Genomic DNA, 17,299 nt, shown 5'->3' with positions numbered 1-17,299 from the left:
CTTACAAAACAAGGCATTTTATAGACATTGACACTTATTAAAAGATAGGTTAAAATAACTATACATTAGTAAGTAACTAATGTAATTAAATCTAACTAGAGGTGAAACAAATGAAAAATATTTTATTCCGTATTAACGAATTGTCCAAAAAAGAAAAAGCAACTGGATTAACAGTTGATGAAAAACAAGAACAACAAATGTTGCGTCAAAACTATACACAAACATTTCGTGGAAGCTTAGATTCCATTTTATTAAACACAAAAATTGTTGATCAAAATGGTCTTAACGTTACACCAGCCGCATTACAAGATGCTCAAATACGTTTAAAATTAAGCAAATGAGTTCCGCGCTAAAGAATTTTAATAAAACATAAACAGAGCTGGATTTCCTATATAGAAATTCCAGCTCTGTTTATTGTCTTTTCTAATTTAGTAAACGAGCGATACATCGCAATTCTCCACGACACAATCATCGCAAATGCAAGTAAGAAAAACATTCCGCTTAACTCTGCCAAATCAATTGATTGGCTTAAATATGACTTTAATGCCACGCGTACAGCTAATAAGCCTACTAAAATAAATATGAATGCTTTTGACGGTTTCATAAATATATGTTCGCCTTTTATTTCGAACTTAGTTGTTTTAATAAGAAAAATAGAAAAGATAAGCCCTATACTAATTGCCTCGACTATTTCTAACGATGTTAATCGAAACTCTGGTAAAAAGTACATCATCCCGCCTGTACTCATAAAAATTGGCGGCAATATAATTTTCTTTTTCGTTACCGGCTTTTTCGCTGCTTTAAAACGTAGAAATATTACCCCAACAGCCATACAAACTGCTACGACACTTGATAAAAGTGCTATCATACTTTCCACTCCTATCTATTTAAATGACTTTTTTAGCAAAATCATAAACCAAACGAGCCCGATACTTATAATAACATGACCTAATCCAGCCATATGGCTTAAACCGTAAAAGTCAGTTCCATTTACTTGTAGAAGACCTCTCCATAGCATTGTAGCAATAGTAAAGATTACTCCTACATTATAAACAACAAACCATGCACAAAAGCTCTTTGTTTCTTGTACATGAAACACTTTACATAAAGCTAAAGCAATTAAAAAGAATACAAAACCGAGCACTAATACATGTGTATGCACTAATTGCAACATTGTGGATCCTTTAATTCCTTGTGCTTTCGTATACTCTCTTGCAAATACACCTGATAATAAACCAATAATTAAGTAAATAAATGCCGCATTATATAATTTCTTCATTCTATTCCTCCTGTTGTAAACTTTCTATATTCGCTGCAATCATTTTACGGAAAGTTTATGAACGGAATATGAATAAAATATTACATCCTATTTTCAAATAAAAAGCCATTTTGTTTATATTGGTTTACCCATTTCAAAATTACGGTGTCTCTTATACCAATAGCTTTACTAATTTCTCGGTAACTTTCATTTCCGTTCAAATAACGTTGAACGATGTATATTTTTTCATCAGTTGTGAATTTAACCATAGAAAAACTGCACCTCCAATTGTTAGACTGTGTCTAACAATTGGGGTGCAGTTCAGTTTTTAATGGTGGGATGCTCTTTTATAATTTATTCATTATTGATTATTTTCCATCCTGTAAGTTTCTAGCTTAATTTAAACCATTGCTTCAGTTTCTATAATTACTAAAATTACCCTTTTCTCATAACCGTCTAATATTCCTAAAATTTCCGGGATTTTTGAGTTCATGCGGTTAAGCCCTCTCAATTATTTTAGAACTTAACTAATCTTAGTTTGTAACTCCATTCCAAACATCGACATCATTATCATCTAAAATGGCTTTGATTTTATCTTTCTCAAAAACTACCAGATATTCATAAGGTAAGGCTAAAACTTGAATAATTGAAGGTCTAATTTTTAGTAGCTGATATGCGTAATATACTTCTAATTCACCGTCAGTTTCTTCTGTTTCATCGACAGGACCGATATACCAACCAGAATCACCTTTGTCACAATCCCTAGCTCTTTGTAAATAAACCTCATCTAGTTGTAACACATTTTTTGAAGTCACTATTTTATCGCTAAACTTTATTGTTTCACCGTCAATATTTAACTGACGTAAACAATGTACTTGTTCTAATTGCACCCATAAAGCAATTGTTAGATCATCTGTAGTATCCTTAAATGGATTTTTTGTATAATCTGGGGCAATAATATGATACCCATCTTCACGTTTGGATAGAACAAAAATAGACCAACCAACTTGCATAGAAAATCTATCAACTAATTTGTTATCTTCTACTTTAGTTAGCAAATACAATAACTTTTCTATCTGGGGGCCTAAATGTTCTTCTGCTGTAGCTATTATCTTTTTACCACCTATATTTTTAACTATTGTTTTCAATGGATTGTAACCTCTCTTTTATTGATTTTTTCAAAGCTTCTCTAGCCACTGCTTCACGTTCTAACATTTCTAGTCTTATAATTTCCGGAACATTACCGTATTTAGGGTGCCCCGGCCATGTACTCCAATCTTTTGCATTCAATGTAAGTTTTCGCTCAATGTGTTGTGCTTCTTGACGGATATTTATAAAGAAATGAGATAACTCTTTATCATTGTGCCAAGTTTCTAAAATACGGTTAAATAAGCGGTTGCTTCGATTTTTCAATTCGTGAAAATCAGCTTCCGCTTGTTCCTGAGTTCGAAGCGCGGATTAATTTCGGTCCTGTTCTTCAAATACAATTCGTAATTTTTGATTTAACTGTTTAATTTGGTTTTTGATATCTCGATCCATTTTTTTCCTCCTACCGTTTTATCTTTACGAAGGTGGTCATATTAGCGGAAAGTATTGTGAAGCTCGTGATCCATTCTCTCAAACTCTTTGGCTACCGAATGAATGTTATCGACCGCTTGTTGAAAGGCGGTGGATAATTGTTTCGTCAAATCTAAAACTTGTTGGTTCGCTTCTTGTGCTTTTGAATTAACTGAAAGCGTAGTACGTGTCGCCTTTTTTATAGAACGATTTGTTGCGCTTTGGATTGTATCTGAAGCTGCCCTCATTTGCGTTGCGATTTGTGTAGCGCTTTGAAAATTACTTTGAAATTGTCCCATCGTATAAACCCCTTCTATACTTAATAGAGCATGAAATTTATACCATATTAGTATAGATTTTTATATTGATAGAGAACCTTTGTTGGTAGGGTGTTTTTTAGAGTACGAAAGGTAATTCAATTATAAAAATAGCCTATCATCTTTTAATATTAATTGGGAATTTATATTGTACTTACACTACATTAATATTTAATTTTTAAAATTTCACATGTGGTAAAATAATAAATTGATGAAAAAGGGGACAAAATATCAGTAAATAATTCACCGCAATATAAAGTAAAAAAACTGCACCTCCAATTGTTATGCGTGTCTAACAACTGGAGGTGCAGTTCACTTTTCAACTTATTTTAAATCTTCTATTGAGAAAGCACCTGGAAGTAATTGCTCAACAGTCACTTCTTTTTCATCACCTTTTACATTCGTTAATAATACAGGCATTTTCGGATCACAGAATTCAGCAATTACTTGTCTACACGCACCACATGGTGAAATAGGTCCATCAGTTTCTCCTGTAATAACTAAATAACTAAAATCGCGCTCACCTTCTGATACTGCCTTAAATATTGCTGTTCTTTCTGCACAGTTACATAAACCGTAAGAAGCATTTTCTATATTACAACCAGTATAGATTTTCCCTTCTTTCGTAACTAACGCTGCGCCAACAGGAAATTTAGAATACGGAATATACGCTTTCGATAACATCTTGTTTGCTTCTTCAATATATTTTTTCTTATCCATATTATTTCCCCCTTAAAGTAAATGAAATGATGATTAGTCAGTAATAACTGTATGAACTAATTTAGGAGCCACTGCTGTTTCAGCAATAGAGATGTTCTCATAAATTTTTGCTTTTACATCTTCTACATTTTCACGATTTGCGTAGATTGTTACGAATGGCTCGCCTTCTTTTACTGCATCGCCAACTTTTTTACGTAACATTAAACCTACCGCTAAATCGATTTCATCTTCCTTCGTTGCACGACCTGCACCAAGTAACATAGCTGCAATACCAATCTCATCTGCAACAATGTTAGAAATAACACCTGAAGTTTTTGCAGGTACATCAATTACATACTTAGCTTGTGGCATTTTTTCTGGATTGTCTACAATTGAGCTATCTCCGCCTTGATTACTTAAGAACTCTTTAAATTTCTCAATTGCTTTTCCGTTTTTCATCACTTCAATTAGCATTTCACGAGCTTCTTCTAACGTATTTGCTTTTTTCGCAAGTACAACCATTTGACTTCCTAATACAAGTACTAATTCTGTTAAATCTTCTGGACCTTCACCTTTTAACGTATCAATCGCTTCTTTCACTTCTAGAGCATTACCAATCGCAAATCCAAGAGGTTGTGACATATCTGAAATAACAGCCATAGTTTGACGTCCTACATTATTTCCGATACGTACCATTGCATGTGCTAATTCTTTTGCATCTTCTTCTGTTTTCATAAATGCGCCAGCACCTGTTTTTACATCAAGTACGATTGCGTCAGCACCAGCTGCAATTTTTTTACTCATAATTGAACTTGCGATTAAAGGAATTGAGTTAACCGTTCCGGTTACATCGCGTAATGCATAGATTTTTTTATCTGCAGGTGTTAAGTTTCCTGTTTGCCCAATAACAGCTACTTTGTCACGGTTTACAATATCAATGAACTGCTCTTTCGTAATTTCAACGTGGAATCCTTCTACCGCTTCTAATTTATCAATTGTTCCGCCCGTATGTCCTAAACCACGACCAGACATTTTTGCTACTGGTACATCTAAAGCAGCAACTAATGGTCCTAATACTAATGTTGTTGTATCACCAACACCGCCAGTTGAATGTTTGTCTACTTTAATCCCTTCAATTGCTGATAAGTCGATCGTTTCTCCAGACTCAACCATCGCCATCGTTAAATCTGCACGTTCGCGATCTGTCATATCTTTAAAGAAGATTGCCATTGCAAGCGCACTCACTTGATAATCAGGAATACTTCCGTCTGTATATCCATTAATAAAGAATTTGATTTCTTCAGTCGTTAATTCTTTGCCGTCACGTTTTTTTGCAATAATATCTACCATTCTCATTACAATCACCATTCCTTTTTATATTATATGAATCTATTAAAATAGTAAGCCAACGATTGTTGCTGATAAGAAACTTACTAATGTTGCACCGAATAGTAATTTCAAACCAAATCTTGCGACTACATTCCCTTGCTTTTCATTTAAACTCTTAACTGCCCCTGCAATAATCCCAATTGAAGAGAAGTTTGCAAATGAAACTAAGAATACAGAGATAATCGCTGTCGTTCTATCTGAGAAATTAAAGTTTCCTTGTGCTAAATCTGTCATAGCGACAAATTCATTTGATACTAATTTTGTTGCCATAATATTTCCGGCATTAACTGCTTCATGCCAAGGTACACCCATAATAAATGCAAATGGTGCAAATGCATAACCAAGAATTTCTTGGAATGAAATACCGATTACACCTTTAAATACTGCATTAATGAATGCGATAAGAGCTACGAAACCGACTAACATAGCTGCTACTGTAATCGCAACTTTAAATCCATCAATAATGTATTCCCCTAATACTTCAAAGAAAGTCTTTTTCTCTTCTTCTTGTACTTCTAACATATCTTCTTCCTCAGTAACTTCATACGGGTTAATGATAGAAGCAATGATGAAGCCACCGAATAAGTTAAGCACTAAAGCGGTTACAACATATTGTGGTTTTAATAACACCATATATGATCCAACGATAGACATAGAAACTGTAGACATTGCTGATGCACATAATGTATACATTCTTTTCTCTGGCAATAACCCTAGTTGTTTCTTAACTGAAATAAATACTTCTGATTGTCCTAAAATCGCTGATGCCACAGCGTTATATGATTCTAGTTTCCCCATTCCATTTACTTTACTTAATGCTAGACCGATAGATTTCACAATAATAGGTAATACTTTAATATGTTGCAAAATACCTATTAAGGCTGATATAAATACGATTGGCATTAATACACTTAAAAAGAACGAAAACTCTTTTTGATTTACTAGTCCACCAAATACGAAATTCACACCGTCAGCAGCATATTTTAATAGCTCTCCAAAACCATCTGCTATTCCGCTTATTAATATATTCCCTACACTTGTATTTAATAATAGAAACCCCAAAATGAATTGTAATATAACCATCGTTATGATTGGGCGATATTTGACTTTCTTTCTATCATTACTAGCAAGCCAAGCGATACCTAAAATCAATACGAGGCCAAAAACACCGATTAAGTATTTCATAAGCCGTTTCCTCCCATTCGTATCCGCTTACATTTTTTTCAATTATTAAAGCAATAGATACACTTTACTTTGTGTATCTATCGCTTTTGACTTCATTAATGATTAGTAGTTATCTGTAGCACCTTTTGCATCATTTAATACGATTGCAACACTAGCACTTGCTCCAACGCGAGAAGCTCCAGCAGCTACCATTTTGTCTGCATCTTCACGTGTACGAACACCGCCAGATGCTTTTACACCAACGTTTGGTCCTACTGTTTTACGCATTAATGCGATATCTTCAGCAGTTGCTCCGCCAGTTGAGAATCCAGTTGAAGTTTTTACGAAATCAGCACCAGCTTTTACTGATAATTCACAAGCGCGTACTTTCTCTTCATCTGTTAATAGACAAGTTTCAATGATTACTTTTACAAGAGCTTTTCCTTTTGCTGCTTGTACTACTTCATAAATGTCTTTTTCAACAAGTTCGTTGTCACCATCTTTTAAAGCGCCTACGTTGATTACCATATCAACTTCAGTTGCACCTTTTGCGATAGCATCTTTTGTTTCAAATGCTTTTGTTTCAGTCGTACTTGCTCCTAATGGGAAACCGATTACAGTACAAACGTCTACATCATGTCCAGCTAGTTCATCAGCCGCTAATTTTACCCATGTTGGGTTAATACAAACAGAAGCGAATTTATATTCCTTTGCTTCTTCGATTACTTTCATAACATCTTCTTTAGTAGTATTAGCTTTTAAAATTGTATGGTCAATTAACTTTGCAATGTTCATTATCTTCACTCCTCATATCTTTTAACAACTTCATTCTAACTCTTAGTTGAACAAATGTAAATATACTTTTGAAATTTTGTTCATTTTTTTTAAAAAGTAATTTTCTTGTAGCAAATAAAGCGCATTCTAACAAAGAACACTTCAGATATATAATCAAAATTTTTATGTTAACAATGGTAGTATGTATCTCCATATCCATAATTATTTTTAAAAAGGCAATTTGTGTTCAAAAAAGACTCCTATCATTCATACATAACAAAATAAAAGGCATTCTCAAAATTAACATCTTGAGAACGCCCTTTATTTCTAATCTTTTTGATAATGTAACAATTCTTTTGCTGTATGCTGATCGATAATTAATACATTTGCATACCCGCCACGTAACGCACCATCAATTGCTTTTATTTTTCTATTACCACCTGCAACTAAAATAGAGCGTTTCTTTAATTTCAGTTCCTCTAACTCAATTCCAATGGTACGCTTATTGATTTCTTCACTACTAATATTTCCGTCTCCATCAAAGAAACGTGAACAAATGTCACCGACCGATTGTTTTTTGAGTAAATTTGTTTCATCCTTATCGAAATAACCTAATCGGAATAATAGCGCTTCATCTCGCACTGTTCCTACAGTGAAAATTGCAATATTCGCTTGTTTTCCCATTTCGATAATGTGATGAATATGTCGATCCTGCTCCACTAATTCTTTTGTCACTGCATTATCAAATATAACCGGAAGAGGTAGATTTCTTGGCGTCGTTTGAAAAGCATCTGCAAATAAAGCTATCGTCTCATTCGCATATGTATTTACACTTGAATGACTAATACCACCTTTTAGCTGGACAACCTCTACCCCTTTTACATGTTGCGGTACGATTTTTCTAGCGATTTCATACATAGTCATGCCCCAGCTTACACCAACAATATCACCGTTTTTAACCGTCTTTTCCATATACTCAGCAGCATATTTACTTATATACTCTGTAATCGTTGCATATTCCGGCACTGGAGAAAATACCACATGTGCCTCTAACAAGTTGTACTTTTCTTTCAGTAAATTCCCGACGTTATCTAAATCAGCAAATGGATCAGCGATGCTAATTTGAACAAACCCTTTTTCTTTCGCGTACTTTAACAATCTAGAAATCGTCGGTCTTGAAATATTTAATTTATTAGCAATTTCTTGCTGACTATAATCTGATTGATAATATAATCTTGCAACTTCAACGCTTAATTGTTGTTTATCTTTTTCCATAGTAACTCATTACAAATCCCTTCCTGTATTTCCCTTTCGTTACAAGCATTATACAGCTTTATGCAAAAAAATTCGACTACTGAATTTTATTTAACTGAACTTCTATTACGCTTATTATATATAATGAAATCGTTCAATAAGAAACATGAAACATCATCTAAAGACTACCTTTGCTAAAAACTATTCAAATACCCCTTATAAACAGAAGATACTGTTTATAAGGGGTATGTATTCAATTTAACTTTATAAAAATTGGATGGAAACAATGCAAGTTCTCACTTATTTAGAATAAGTGAAAAGATGATGTTTTATTTGTTCAATAAAATAATGATGGTGTATATTATCGTTAGATACTCGACTTGCCATAATAGCTCCCTCCATTGAAGATGCAAGAAAAGAAGCGAGCGATATAATGTCTATATCTTCTTTAAGTTCTTGTTTCTCTATTCCTTCCTTTATGAGAGAAGCCATTAACATTACTGTATCATCATAACCTTTTGCTGCTGCTTTTTGTAATTCTGGAAATACTCCAGTACTTTCGATTGCGCTATTAAGTAATGGACAGCCTCCAGCAATAGGAGGATTATTAGCTGCATCTTGATATACAAGGAATATTGCAAGGATTTTATCGATTGCATTCTTTTTATTTTCCATTGCTTTATGAAAATGACTCCACATAATCTCACCACTTTTGTCGTAGGCAGCAAGGACAATTTCTTCTTTACTTTTAAATCTACGATAAATAGATCCTTTAGGTAACTCAGTAGCTGTCATTATATCCTGAATGGATGTGCGAGTTATCCCATTAGTATTAAATAAATATAAAGATGTTTCAATAATTTTTTCTTTTACCTTATCAACTTTAGTCATGCTTTGTAATCCTCCTAATGAAAACAATCCTAATATTCTAGGTAATGTTTACCCTCTATTTTCTTAATTTTTTTGTAAGTATAAATAAGTTCGGAACAGAAATATCTTATCAATCCCTATCTTATGGAAACCTCAAACAATACAGTTTGAAAAGAAGTTAATCAAATTATATTATCTATATAACTTAAGTGAATTTTCTGTCAAAATAACATGACCGATTGTTTAATTCAGTCATATTATACAACTAATTTTATCTAAAATCGTAGAGGTGTAAAAAATATAGTTAATTTTAACGTATAGACATATGATTATTATATATAATTTTTATTAATATGTTTAGCTAAAGTGTTTGAACTACTCCCACTTTCACTTCGTATATTAGGGTATCTCCCGCAGTCCTTGCGGTTAAAAGCCTTATCACTTCATTCTATAAAAAGCTAATTGTCAAAAATGAATGAGTACTGAAATTTGCTTGTAAATAAGCAACTGAAATATAAATATATTTGTTGTTTACCATTTTTATTTTATTAATAATTTATAAAAGGGGTTTAAAAAACTAGAAACTTATAGTATCATTAGTTTCCGAACCGAACGGTCCGGTTCGGTATTTATATAAATATATTTTAGAAGGAGAACCTAATGCAGAAAGAAAAATCAAAGATCCTAAGTAATTTAATTATGGAGGTAACAAAGTGAACTTTATACAAACCAATAAAAAAGAAATTAATATGCTACTAGTTTTTACAATCTTTACACTACTTCAATTTGGCTGGTTCATATTATTTGGCCTATCACTTTTAACTAACAGCAATTTAGCTGACTCAGAATTTATTATTAGTGCCATTGCTTTTACTGTACCTGCTATTATAGGAATAATTTTATTTAAGAAAGAAATTATTGAGAGTTTTGCTTATTTTAAAGAGAAGACAATTTTGAAAATAGTAAGTGTTCCTCTGGTGGTTTTATTTACGGTAATTGTAGAACAGACTGTTATGCGTTTTCTCGCACTTGGTCAGCCAGAGAATCAAGAACAGCTCCTTGAAACGGGCGCGGAGATACCTCTTATATTTACATTACTTGTATTTGGTATTCTCGGTCCAATACTTGAAGAAATTATATTTCGTCATATAATATTAAATCGTTTTTCACATTATATTGGTACTGCTATTGCATCTATCATTTCGATTCTAATTTTTACATTCCTTCATACGAACCAGCTTTCGGATTATGCTATATATCTACCTGGCGCGGTGATACTTACTGCGGCTTATCTTATTTCTAACAGATCCCTTGCATATGTTATGGCGATACATATGCTAAATAATTCTATTACTTTTATTCAATTGCATATGTCATAGGAAAACATATGTTAGACAATTGCAAGTTTTAATGCAAAAATGCTCTATGTTTCTATCGAGTATTCTTGGCAACAGAACCACTTTTTCTACGGCATAAGAAAGCCATAAGAAAGCTAATCAAAAATTATAATATATTAGGAGAGTGTCAGTCATGATTGTAACAACGACTTCTGGAATTCAAGGTAAAGAGATTATTGAGTATATTGATATTGTAAATGGGGAAGCTATTATGGGTGCAAACATTGTACGCGATTTATTCGCTTCAGTTCGTGATGTTGTTGGTGGCCGTGCTGGTGCTTATGAAAGTAAGCTAAAAGAAGCCCGTGATATTGCGATGGACGAAATGAAAGAACTTGCAAAACAAAAAGGTGCGAACGCTATCGTTGGTATTGATGTAGATTACGAAGTTGTTCGTGATGGAATGTTAATGGTTGCTGTAAGTGGTACAGCTGTACGTATATAAGTAAATAAAAAGAGATATTAATAAATCATTGTACGCCGAAAAAACACAGTTTGAGTGTAAACTGTGTTTTTTTATATAGAGGCCCCATCCCATCACTATCAAGCTAAAAATTTTGTGTTAACTTGTACAAAATGTCCATTTTTTCGCTTTGGGGTAATTTTGAATCCTTAAGTTTATGGGCATGTGGCGTTACCCTAATACTGTACAACTTTTTTATAAACGGTTGTAAGTTTCTACGTTTTTGACCATTCTGTACAACGATAACTTTGGTTTATTGATTTCACCTGTAATCTGGTAGCCTATCCTCTGATACAATTTAATGGCAAGTTGGTTCTCTTTCTTTACCGTCAGAGAGCATTGGGCAAAGCCTTGCAGCGAAGCTTGTTCCTCAGCAAATTCAATTAGTCTGGTACCTATCCCTAGTCCTCGACTTTCGGGCAGTAAGGCAATTGTTCCGATGTGAAACTCGTCATCTTCTCCCTCCTTCAAGGTAAACATGGAATAAAGCATTTTGATATTCAGAATGTTATAAACAACAAAACCCAGCTTTCGGAACGAAAGCAGCTGTTTAAAAGTGGGCCAGGCAAGACGATTTAAAACGGGTATGGGATAGCAAGTAATCATCCCTAAAGTTTTCCCGTCCATTTGAGCTTCATAAGCGTATTGATGACTGAAACGGTTGTTCTCCTGCCGCCATAGCTTACAAAATGTCCAATCGACTGTGTTCTTCTCCTCAGATCCTGCAAGTGGAAACGCCATGTATTCCAATGCCATTACATTTAGCTGGACGCCGACCATGGATTGATGAACAGCCTTTACAATAGAGATTTTATTCATTATCCTATTGCTCCTTTTCACTTTCTATATTATTAATATTAATTATCATGGATGTGAATCAGTTCACTTCCCTCTCAATTCATCCTTAGCTTTGAAACCATAATAAAATGTATTTAAAACAAGCTCTGCAGCAGATTTTTTAGCCACATTTCCTTCATGTACCTGTTCCCAGGTATGGAAAAGCAGAGCATAAAGCGTATTCAAAATCCATTCGCTGCTAACCATTTGCTGAAAGTAACCTCTTTGTTGTAGCAGTTCAATAACGCGTCGTAAGGGCTCCCTCAGCTTCTCTTCTGCTTCACCTAATTCTTTGTTGTTAAATACAGATGCATCATGACCTAGAAAATAGATTTTGTCACCTAAAGGGATTAACGCTTCAATGAGTTCCGGGATATAGTTTTCGCTTCTTTCCTCATCCAGTGGAATCTGGTTTACAGTATCACTTACCAGTTGTATAGCCCGATGGCCCAAGAACAGCATCAATTTCTCCCTGCTTTCGACGTAGCGATGGAGTGTAGCAATTCCAATTCCCGCATATTCCGCAATTTCATTCATCGAAGCAGTAGGATTTTCAACAAGCAATATAGTAGCTGAATCAAGAATTGCATTAAATCTCGCTTCCTTCAACGCTGACAAGTCTTTCTTCATCGTCAATCTCTCCCTTTTTCTGTATAAAGTCGTCATTTTTGATAGATAAATATATCATTTGATATTATAATAAACAATCTCAAATAAAGTGTCCAGCTGCTGAATGTAGCTTTTCAAAAAGAATTATATTACTGAAACTGATAGCACTTTGAATGTTTCATTTTTAGCATTTCATTATTTAGATAACGATGAAGAAATTAAATTCTTTAATGTAATAAATACAAGAGCCAAAGGAAATGGTACGAGTTACTTTCTGCATAAAGTTATCGGTTTATTTTAAAATTCACTTCCGGGTATTTGGTCATCAGCCTTTTAAGGATGGAGCCGTCATCCTTCTGTTTTACATACTGGTCAAAAAATGCCAGACTGAATTCGTTGATAATACGATGAACTTCCTTTGGATTTTCACCTGGGCTCTGCAACACAGGGGAGAACAAATGTAAATCAGTGAAGCTTGTATGATCCGTATGAGGAATGAGCATTGACATACCACCACCAGCTAACCCACGTCCGTATCGCTCCCTCACTTCATAGGGATCTGCTTCATCAGGCTCTTCTGCACTCATGAGCAGAAACGGTTTTCCAATTCCATTTTCAGGAAAAATTTTCCCATAGAATGTACCATCCATATTGATAGCTGCTTTGACACGAGAATCTTTTGCAAGTATTTGTGCTGCGGTAGCTCCACCGTAAGAGTGGCCAAACATTCCAATTCGCGATGTATCCAGTCTTCCTGTAAAGAAGCCGGTCTCATCGTTTTGGTTAAGTTTCTCTATCTGACTAAGGACAAAGCTGACATCTTCCTCCCATAATTTTATGTGACTATCTCCTTCATCAGTTAAATTGATGGGCTGTACGTAAGCAGTTCGACCACCTGGAAAGACGGTAGCTGCAGCATCAAAGGTATGATCGATACTTAGAACAATATATCCTTGACTAGCCAACTCCTCAACTTGAAACGTGTTTTGATTACGAAAACCATTAAAACCATGAGAGAAGAGTAATATGGGATAGTGATTCTCTGAGTCTGAGAGTTGTAAATCCATAAACGAATGAGACTTTACCAATTCCATGTGGCTGAATGCAAATGCAGGAATAGACAATGTTTTTTCCAATCCCTTGGAGAGCTCATTTATGTTACGAATATAAGGTTCTGGATCCCCCTTGCTTTTTTCAGCTGCAGGATACCAAATTTGCACCATCAGTTCGCGCCGATCGTTTGGATTTTTTGAATATGGTTCATTTCTCTGATGATCAACCCAATGATATAGCTTCGTACCGACCCTATGTGGACCAGTTGGTTCTTCAAATGAAAATACTGGCATAAGTAAGGGTAGCGCAACTGCTACAGACAAATAGATACATAGTAACGAAGTCTTAACTATGAATATACCCGAACTTCTAAAGCCCTTTTTCCGCCCAGCTAATAAATAGCATAAAATTAAGATAACTGGGGATATATATGCCGGAATCATCTGCCACCTAAAACCTTCTGCCAATAACTGAACTGTAACCATTACAACGGCAATCAAAGTAGCTAATTTAGACCACTTTTTCGTTTCTCTGCCTATTAACAGTATCCAACTCAATAGACTAAAATTCACTACTATCAAAACAACTTCCCAGAAATTCATTGGCCTATCTCCTTTGCATGCATTTTACTTCTAATTAAAGAGGTAGTTTTCAGCCTAAGCAAAAGCAGATGAAACACCTATATAGTTGCACCAATTATGCTTAGTAACCGTTTCATCCACTCTACTCCTTTATTCAAATTAAAAACTTAAAATGCCCAGCTACCTTTACGAAAAATTGGTTCTACAGTTCCATCTGGTAGAATACCGTCAATGTCCATCTCACTGCTGCCAATCATAAAGTCCTCATGTGTTACTGAAATATTTGCCCCTAACGTTTCAAGCTGATCGTTTTCTAAATCTCTTCCACCCTCTAAGCAAGTTGGATAAGCTTTACCAATCGCTAAATGGTTCGATGCATTTTCATCAAACAATGTATTAAAATATAAAATTCCCGATGCTGAAATTGGTGATTCATGTGGTACAAGTGCTACTTCACCTAAATAGCAAGAGCCTTCATCCACATTAATAAGCTCTTGTAATAAATCATGTCCTACCTGTGCTTCAGCTTTAACAATTTTTCCTTCTTCAAATGTCAGTTTAAAGCCATCGATAATATTCCCTTGATAAACTAATGGTTTTGTATTGCTTACATAGCCATTTACACCTTGTTTCATCGGTAACGTATAAACCTCTTCTGTCGGCATATTAGCCATAAAGATAGTATCATCAGGAGTTTTACCACCTCCAGTAACCCATTTATGCTGTGGTGCTAATGCAATTGTTAAATCAGTACCTGGCGCTGTATAGTGAAGCTTCATATATTTTTTATCGTTCAGTAGGACCGCACGAGATTCTAAATTTGTTACATGTTCACGCCATTTTTCAATAGCACTGCCGTCACCAATACGAACAGCTTTAAAAATAGCCTCCCATAATGCTGGTACTTGATCCTCAGTTGCTAAACCTGGGAACACCTTCGATGCCCACTTTGGTGAAGGAACTGCTACCATCGACCAAGCTATTGAATCCTTCATTACGGCGTTGCGATTGTTTCTCAGAGCAGCTCCTGCTACCTTTTGATAGGTAGCTAGACGATCAGATGAAATACCTGTAAATTTATCAGGATCTGTAGCATCTATCATTAATAGTGCTCCTTTACGTTCGATCAGCTCATCATTCATTTTGACTATCCACTCTGGGAAGCGATTAAATTCTTCATCTGAGGCATAATCAAAGTAAGCACGTTCCATTTCTTCATCCGAAAAATTAACATGAACACGCCCTGCCCCAGCCTTATAAGCCTCTTTCACAACTATACGGGCGAAATCCAATGCATCCACTGATGTATTGACTAATAAGTATTGCCCTGGTTGAATATTGACACCGATTTTCACCGTAAGTTCTGCATATGCTTGTAATTTTTCTTCAAAAGTCATATTATTTACCTCGCTTTTATTAAATTGGTTTTGAATTCCCCTCACTAACCTGCTTTCATACCATACTTTCTAAACTTTGATTCAATTAATATTGGTTTGTTTTTCAAAAAATCTAATCGAAGGTATCAAACACTACATCAAATTATAGAGTTCTTTATTGTGAAAGCTCACTCATTTCTTCCCAATCTTTTCAATGCTGCTGCACCTAAAGGCTTACCATCAATGGGGCGTTTAACATTCTCAATCACTCCTTTATCTTTACAAAAGTATTTTTGATAGATAAATATATCATTTGAGATAAGATTAAATCATTTTAAACGAATTATCAAGTCATAAAATTTAATTTTTAAAAAATTCGGTAAAAAAACCATATGAACATGGATTCTATCAAAGGGAGCGATAACGAAAAGATTTTTAAACACACATGGATAAAACACATGACAAACTTATATATAATTGCAAGCTCAACTCTCACAAAAAACAGGATAAAAAAATAAACAGCAGAACTAGTCCACTGTTTACTTTGCCACACCTTCATGTAATTTTTCTGTATAATCCTTTACATCTTTCCAGCTATCTTTCGCTGTATGTAAATCTTCTTTTATAAACGTAAACTCTTCCGGACTAATTCCTTTTACGTTTTGTAGTAAATTATTATATTTTGCACCTACTGTATACCATTGATTTGATATGTTTTGTAGTGCTGTAATTGCTGCATCAATTGTTTCTGTCATGTTTGTTGTTTTATTTTTTACATCAGTCAAAATTACGACTTCTGCTTGTGCTCCTGAAATTCTATCTTTTAAATTGGCGATTTCTCTTTCTGCATTTGCGATATCTTTTTTCGCAACCGCAATCATCGGCCCGCCAGCAAGACATGTTATTAGAGCTACGCAAAGTACGCCACCAGCAATGACCATATCATTACTCTTTTTAATCGAATCGTTATATGTATTTATTTGTTGCTCTAGAGCTGGAATACCAGCATTCGTACTTGCCAATATCGATGTTAACTGATTTGTATCCTCTTTGAAACTATTTGTATCTTTCGCCATTCTATCGCGAAAAGCTTTCAAATTTCCTAATAATCCATCTACCTCATTTTGATTCTTTACAATATCCGCATACAACTTTTCTAAATCCGCTTTTAATTTCCCGCTATCCTTTTGATCAATCGCTATTAACATGTCATTATAATACGATTGAAAAGTATTATTGTAATTTATAATATTTTGATCTGTTTTCATAATTTGAGGCTTCATATTATTTAACCAATATGCTGCATTAATTTTTGCATCTCTTTGATGCTGAATCATATTCCCTTTAAATTCACTATTAATCGAACTTATTTTACTTAAATCCGTCTCTTGTTGATTTTGAATTAATTTTGCATATGAATCCATTGCAAATATGCTTGATGTCGTTTGTGCCATTACATCTTGGAATCCTGCTGGTCCAAGAGAATAGTTTTTCACATTTTCTTGTAGCACCGTTACATTTTGTTCTGCTGCAAAAGGATGTAAAGGAAATGCGTTACTCGTTGCCACCCCAGCAATCATTACCGCTAAAAGACATTTTTTATAAAATCGTTTCTGCATATTTTTCACCTATTCTCTTTATAAGGATATCAAAAGCTCCTGCTCACAACTGAACAGGAGCTTCAAATCATTCATCAACACT

18 protein-coding genes and 2 pseudogenes are annotated in these 17,299 nt (G+C 34.4%); 3 read left to right on the top strand and 17 right to left on the bottom strand.

Translation table 11 applies throughout. The features are described 5' to 3' along the window. The first annotated feature begins 110 nt into the window (after nucleotides 1–110). Nucleotides 111–341, top strand: coding sequence for a DUF896 domain-containing protein (locus NST90_RS09235; protein ID WP_000789783.1), 231 nt, complete (start codon nucleotides 111–113; stop codon nucleotides 339–341). Between the two features lie 47 nt (nucleotides 342–388). On the opposite strand, the gene NST90_RS09230 is transcribed toward NST90_RS09235, so the two are convergent. From NST90_RS09230 to NST90_RS09175, 12 genes and pseudogenes are all read right to left on the bottom strand, one after another. Beyond that, nucleotides 389–868 (bottom strand): cytochrome c biogenesis protein CcdC, encoded by a 480-nt coding sequence (locus NST90_RS09230; RefSeq protein ID WP_283748211.1) that lies wholly within the window; start codon nucleotides 866–868, stop codon nucleotides 389–391. Between the two features lie 15 nt (nucleotides 869–883). Then, nucleotides 884–1,279 carry a DUF2871 domain-containing protein gene (locus tag NST90_RS09225; protein ID WP_000737876.1) on the bottom strand — a complete coding sequence of 132 codons (396 nt, stop codon included), beginning with the start codon at nucleotides 1,277–1,279 and terminating at the stop codon, nucleotides 884–886. A gap of 104 nt (nucleotides 1,280–1,383) precedes the next feature. Next, nucleotides 1,384–1,527: pseudogene (locus NST90_RS09220) on the bottom strand (transposase); the annotation flags it as partial. Between the two features lie 264 nt (nucleotides 1,528–1,791). Next, nucleotides 1,792–2,406 carry a hypothetical protein gene (locus NST90_RS09215; RefSeq protein ID WP_006919945.1) on the bottom strand — a complete coding sequence of 205 codons (615 nt, stop codon included), beginning with the start codon at nucleotides 2,404–2,406 and terminating at the stop codon, nucleotides 1,792–1,794. A gap of 142 nt (nucleotides 2,407–2,548) precedes the next feature. After that, nucleotides 2,549–2,797: pseudogene (locus NST90_RS09210) on the bottom strand (DUF3958 family protein); the annotation flags it as partial. A 41-nt stretch (nucleotides 2,798–2,838) separates the two neighbouring features. Beyond that, nucleotides 2,839–3,114 (bottom strand): TIGR04197 family type VII secretion effector, encoded by a 276-nt coding sequence (locus NST90_RS09205; protein WP_016122301.1) that lies wholly within the window; start codon nucleotides 3,112–3,114, stop codon nucleotides 2,839–2,841. Between the two features lie 342 nt (nucleotides 3,115–3,456). Next, nucleotides 3,457–3,852, bottom strand: coding sequence for a cytidine deaminase (locus NST90_RS09200; protein ID WP_000358532.1), 396 nt, complete (start codon nucleotides 3,850–3,852; stop codon nucleotides 3,457–3,459). Between the two features lie 33 nt (nucleotides 3,853–3,885). Further along, nucleotides 3,886–5,187: a pyrimidine-nucleoside phosphorylase gene (locus NST90_RS09195; RefSeq protein WP_025710128.1), complete on the bottom strand. Its 1,302-nt coding sequence runs from the start codon at nucleotides 5,185–5,187 to the stop codon at nucleotides 3,886–3,888. 36 nt (nucleotides 5,188–5,223) lie between these two features. Next, the gene (locus NST90_RS09190; RefSeq protein ID WP_000876188.1) at nucleotides 5,224–6,405 is read right to left on the bottom strand and encodes a NupC/NupG family nucleoside CNT transporter; all 1,182 of its coding nucleotides are present in this window, start codon (nucleotides 6,403–6,405) and stop codon (nucleotides 5,224–5,226) included. A gap of 102 nt (nucleotides 6,406–6,507) precedes the next feature. Then, the gene (deoC, locus tag NST90_RS09185) at nucleotides 6,508–7,179 is read right to left on the bottom strand and encodes a deoxyribose-phosphate aldolase (RefSeq protein ID WP_001017441.1); all 672 of its coding nucleotides are present in this window, start codon (nucleotides 7,177–7,179) and stop codon (nucleotides 6,508–6,510) included. Between the two features lie 306 nt (nucleotides 7,180–7,485). Then, nucleotides 7,486–8,433: a sugar-binding transcriptional regulator gene (locus NST90_RS09180; protein WP_000409780.1), complete on the bottom strand. Its 948-nt coding sequence runs from the start codon at nucleotides 8,431–8,433 to the stop codon at nucleotides 7,486–7,488. 279 nt (nucleotides 8,434–8,712) lie between these two features. Beyond that, entirely contained in the window at nucleotides 8,713–9,303 is a 591-nt protein-coding gene (locus tag NST90_RS09175; protein ID WP_000169644.1) for a TetR/AcrR family transcriptional regulator, read from the bottom strand. 692 nt (nucleotides 9,304–9,995) lie between these two features. On the opposite strand from NST90_RS09175, the gene NST90_RS09170 reads away from it, so the two are divergent. Both NST90_RS09170 and NST90_RS09165 read left to right on the top strand, forming a co-directional pair. Beyond that, nucleotides 9,996–10,661 carry a type II CAAX endopeptidase family protein gene (locus tag NST90_RS09170; protein WP_001009381.1) on the top strand — a complete coding sequence of 222 codons (666 nt, stop codon included), beginning with the start codon at nucleotides 9,996–9,998 and terminating at the stop codon, nucleotides 10,659–10,661. A gap of 151 nt (nucleotides 10,662–10,812) precedes the next feature. Next, entirely contained in the window at nucleotides 10,813–11,124 is a 312-nt protein-coding gene (locus tag NST90_RS09165) for a heavy metal-binding domain-containing protein (RefSeq protein WP_000637507.1), read from the top strand. Nucleotides 11,125–11,337: 213 nt separating this feature from the next. Here NST90_RS09165 and NST90_RS09160 read toward each other — a convergent pair whose 3' ends face one another. From NST90_RS09160 to nheC, 5 genes are all read right to left on the bottom strand, one after another. Further along, complete coding sequence (locus NST90_RS09160) at nucleotides 11,338–11,961, bottom strand: N-acetyltransferase (RefSeq protein WP_339201361.1); 624 nt, start codon at nucleotides 11,959–11,961, stop codon at nucleotides 11,338–11,340. A gap of 63 nt (nucleotides 11,962–12,024) precedes the next feature. Further along, nucleotides 12,025–12,609 carry a TetR/AcrR family transcriptional regulator gene (locus NST90_RS09155; RefSeq protein ID WP_000710978.1) on the bottom strand — a complete coding sequence of 195 codons (585 nt, stop codon included), beginning with the start codon at nucleotides 12,607–12,609 and terminating at the stop codon, nucleotides 12,025–12,027. Nucleotides 12,610–12,872: 263 nt separating this feature from the next. After that, nucleotides 12,873–14,243 (bottom strand): carboxylic ester hydrolase, encoded by a 1,371-nt coding sequence (locus NST90_RS09150; protein WP_001012292.1) that lies wholly within the window; start codon nucleotides 14,241–14,243, stop codon nucleotides 12,873–12,875. Nucleotides 14,244–14,389: 146 nt separating this feature from the next. Continuing rightward, nucleotides 14,390–15,619 (bottom strand): aminopeptidase, encoded by a 1,230-nt coding sequence (locus tag NST90_RS09145; protein WP_000141971.1) that lies wholly within the window; start codon nucleotides 15,617–15,619, stop codon nucleotides 14,390–14,392. Between the two features lie 518 nt (nucleotides 15,620–16,137). After that, the gene (nheC, locus tag NST90_RS09140; protein ID WP_001171992.1) at nucleotides 16,138–17,217 is read right to left on the bottom strand and encodes a non-hemolytic enterotoxin NHE subunit C; all 1,080 of its coding nucleotides are present in this window, start codon (nucleotides 17,215–17,217) and stop codon (nucleotides 16,138–16,140) included. Between the last annotated feature and the right edge of the window lie 82 nt (nucleotides 17,218–17,299).

Origin of the sequence: Bacillus sp. FSL E2-8900, assembly GCF_037966225.1 — a bacterium.
Classification (GTDB): Bacteria; Bacillota; Bacilli; order Bacillales; family Bacillaceae_G; genus Bacillus_A; species Bacillus_A cereus.
Note: the sequence above shows the minus strand (reverse complement) of the source record. Positions and strands in the feature narration are given on the sequence as shown.

What these genes read in the sequence shown, in the direction of transcription:
- NST90_RS09235 (WP_000789783.1), top strand. Translation starts at nt 111, where the DNA reads ATGAAAAATATTTTATTCCGTATTAACGAATTGTCCAAAAAAGAAAAA.
- NST90_RS09230 (WP_283748211.1), bottom strand. Translation starts at nt 868, where the DNA reads ATGATAGCACTTTTATCAAGTGTCGTAGCAGTTTGTATGGCTGTTGGG.
- NST90_RS09225 (WP_000737876.1), bottom strand. Translation starts at nt 1,279, where the DNA reads ATGAAGAAATTATATAATGCGGCATTTATTTACTTAATTATTGGTTTA.
- NST90_RS09205 (WP_016122301.1), bottom strand. Translation starts at nt 3,114, where the DNA reads ATGGGACAATTTCAAAGTAATTTTCAAAGCGCTACACAAATCGCAACG.
- NST90_RS09200 (WP_000358532.1), bottom strand. Translation starts at nt 3,852, where the DNA reads ATGGATAAGAAAAAATATATTGAAGAAGCAAACAAGATGTTATCGAAA.
- NST90_RS09195 (WP_025710128.1), bottom strand. Translation starts at nt 5,187, where the DNA reads ATGAGAATGGTAGATATTATTGCAAAAAAACGTGACGGCAAAGAATTA.
- NST90_RS09190 (WP_000876188.1), bottom strand. Translation starts at nt 6,405, where the DNA reads ATGAAATACTTAATCGGTGTTTTTGGCCTCGTATTGATTTTAGGTATC.
- deoC (WP_001017441.1), bottom strand. Translation starts at nt 7,179, where the DNA reads ATGAACATTGCAAAGTTAATTGACCATACAATTTTAAAAGCTAATACT.
- NST90_RS09180 (WP_000409780.1), bottom strand. Translation starts at nt 8,433, where the DNA reads ATGGAAAAAGATAAACAACAATTAAGCGTTGAAGTTGCAAGATTATAT.
- NST90_RS09175 (WP_000169644.1), bottom strand. Translation starts at nt 9,303, where the DNA reads ATGACTAAAGTTGATAAGGTAAAAGAAAAAATTATTGAAACATCTTTA.
- NST90_RS09165 (WP_000637507.1), top strand. Translation starts at nt 10,813, where the DNA reads ATGATTGTAACAACGACTTCTGGAATTCAAGGTAAAGAGATTATTGAG.
- NST90_RS09160 (WP_339201361.1), bottom strand. Translation starts at nt 11,961, where the DNA reads ATGAATAAAATCTCTATTGTAAAGGCTGTTCATCAATCCATGGTCGGC.
- NST90_RS09155 (WP_000710978.1), bottom strand. Translation starts at nt 12,609, where the DNA reads ATGAAGAAAGACTTGTCAGCGTTGAAGGAAGCGAGATTTAATGCAATT.
- NST90_RS09150 (WP_001012292.1), bottom strand. Translation starts at nt 14,243, where the DNA reads ATGAATTTCTGGGAAGTTGTTTTGATAGTAGTGAATTTTAGTCTATTG.
- NST90_RS09145 (WP_000141971.1), bottom strand. Translation starts at nt 15,619, where the DNA reads ATGACTTTTGAAGAAAAATTACAAGCATATGCAGAACTTACGGTGAAA.
- nheC (WP_001171992.1), bottom strand. Translation starts at nt 17,217, where the DNA reads ATGCAGAAACGATTTTATAAAAAATGTCTTTTAGCGGTAATGATTGCT.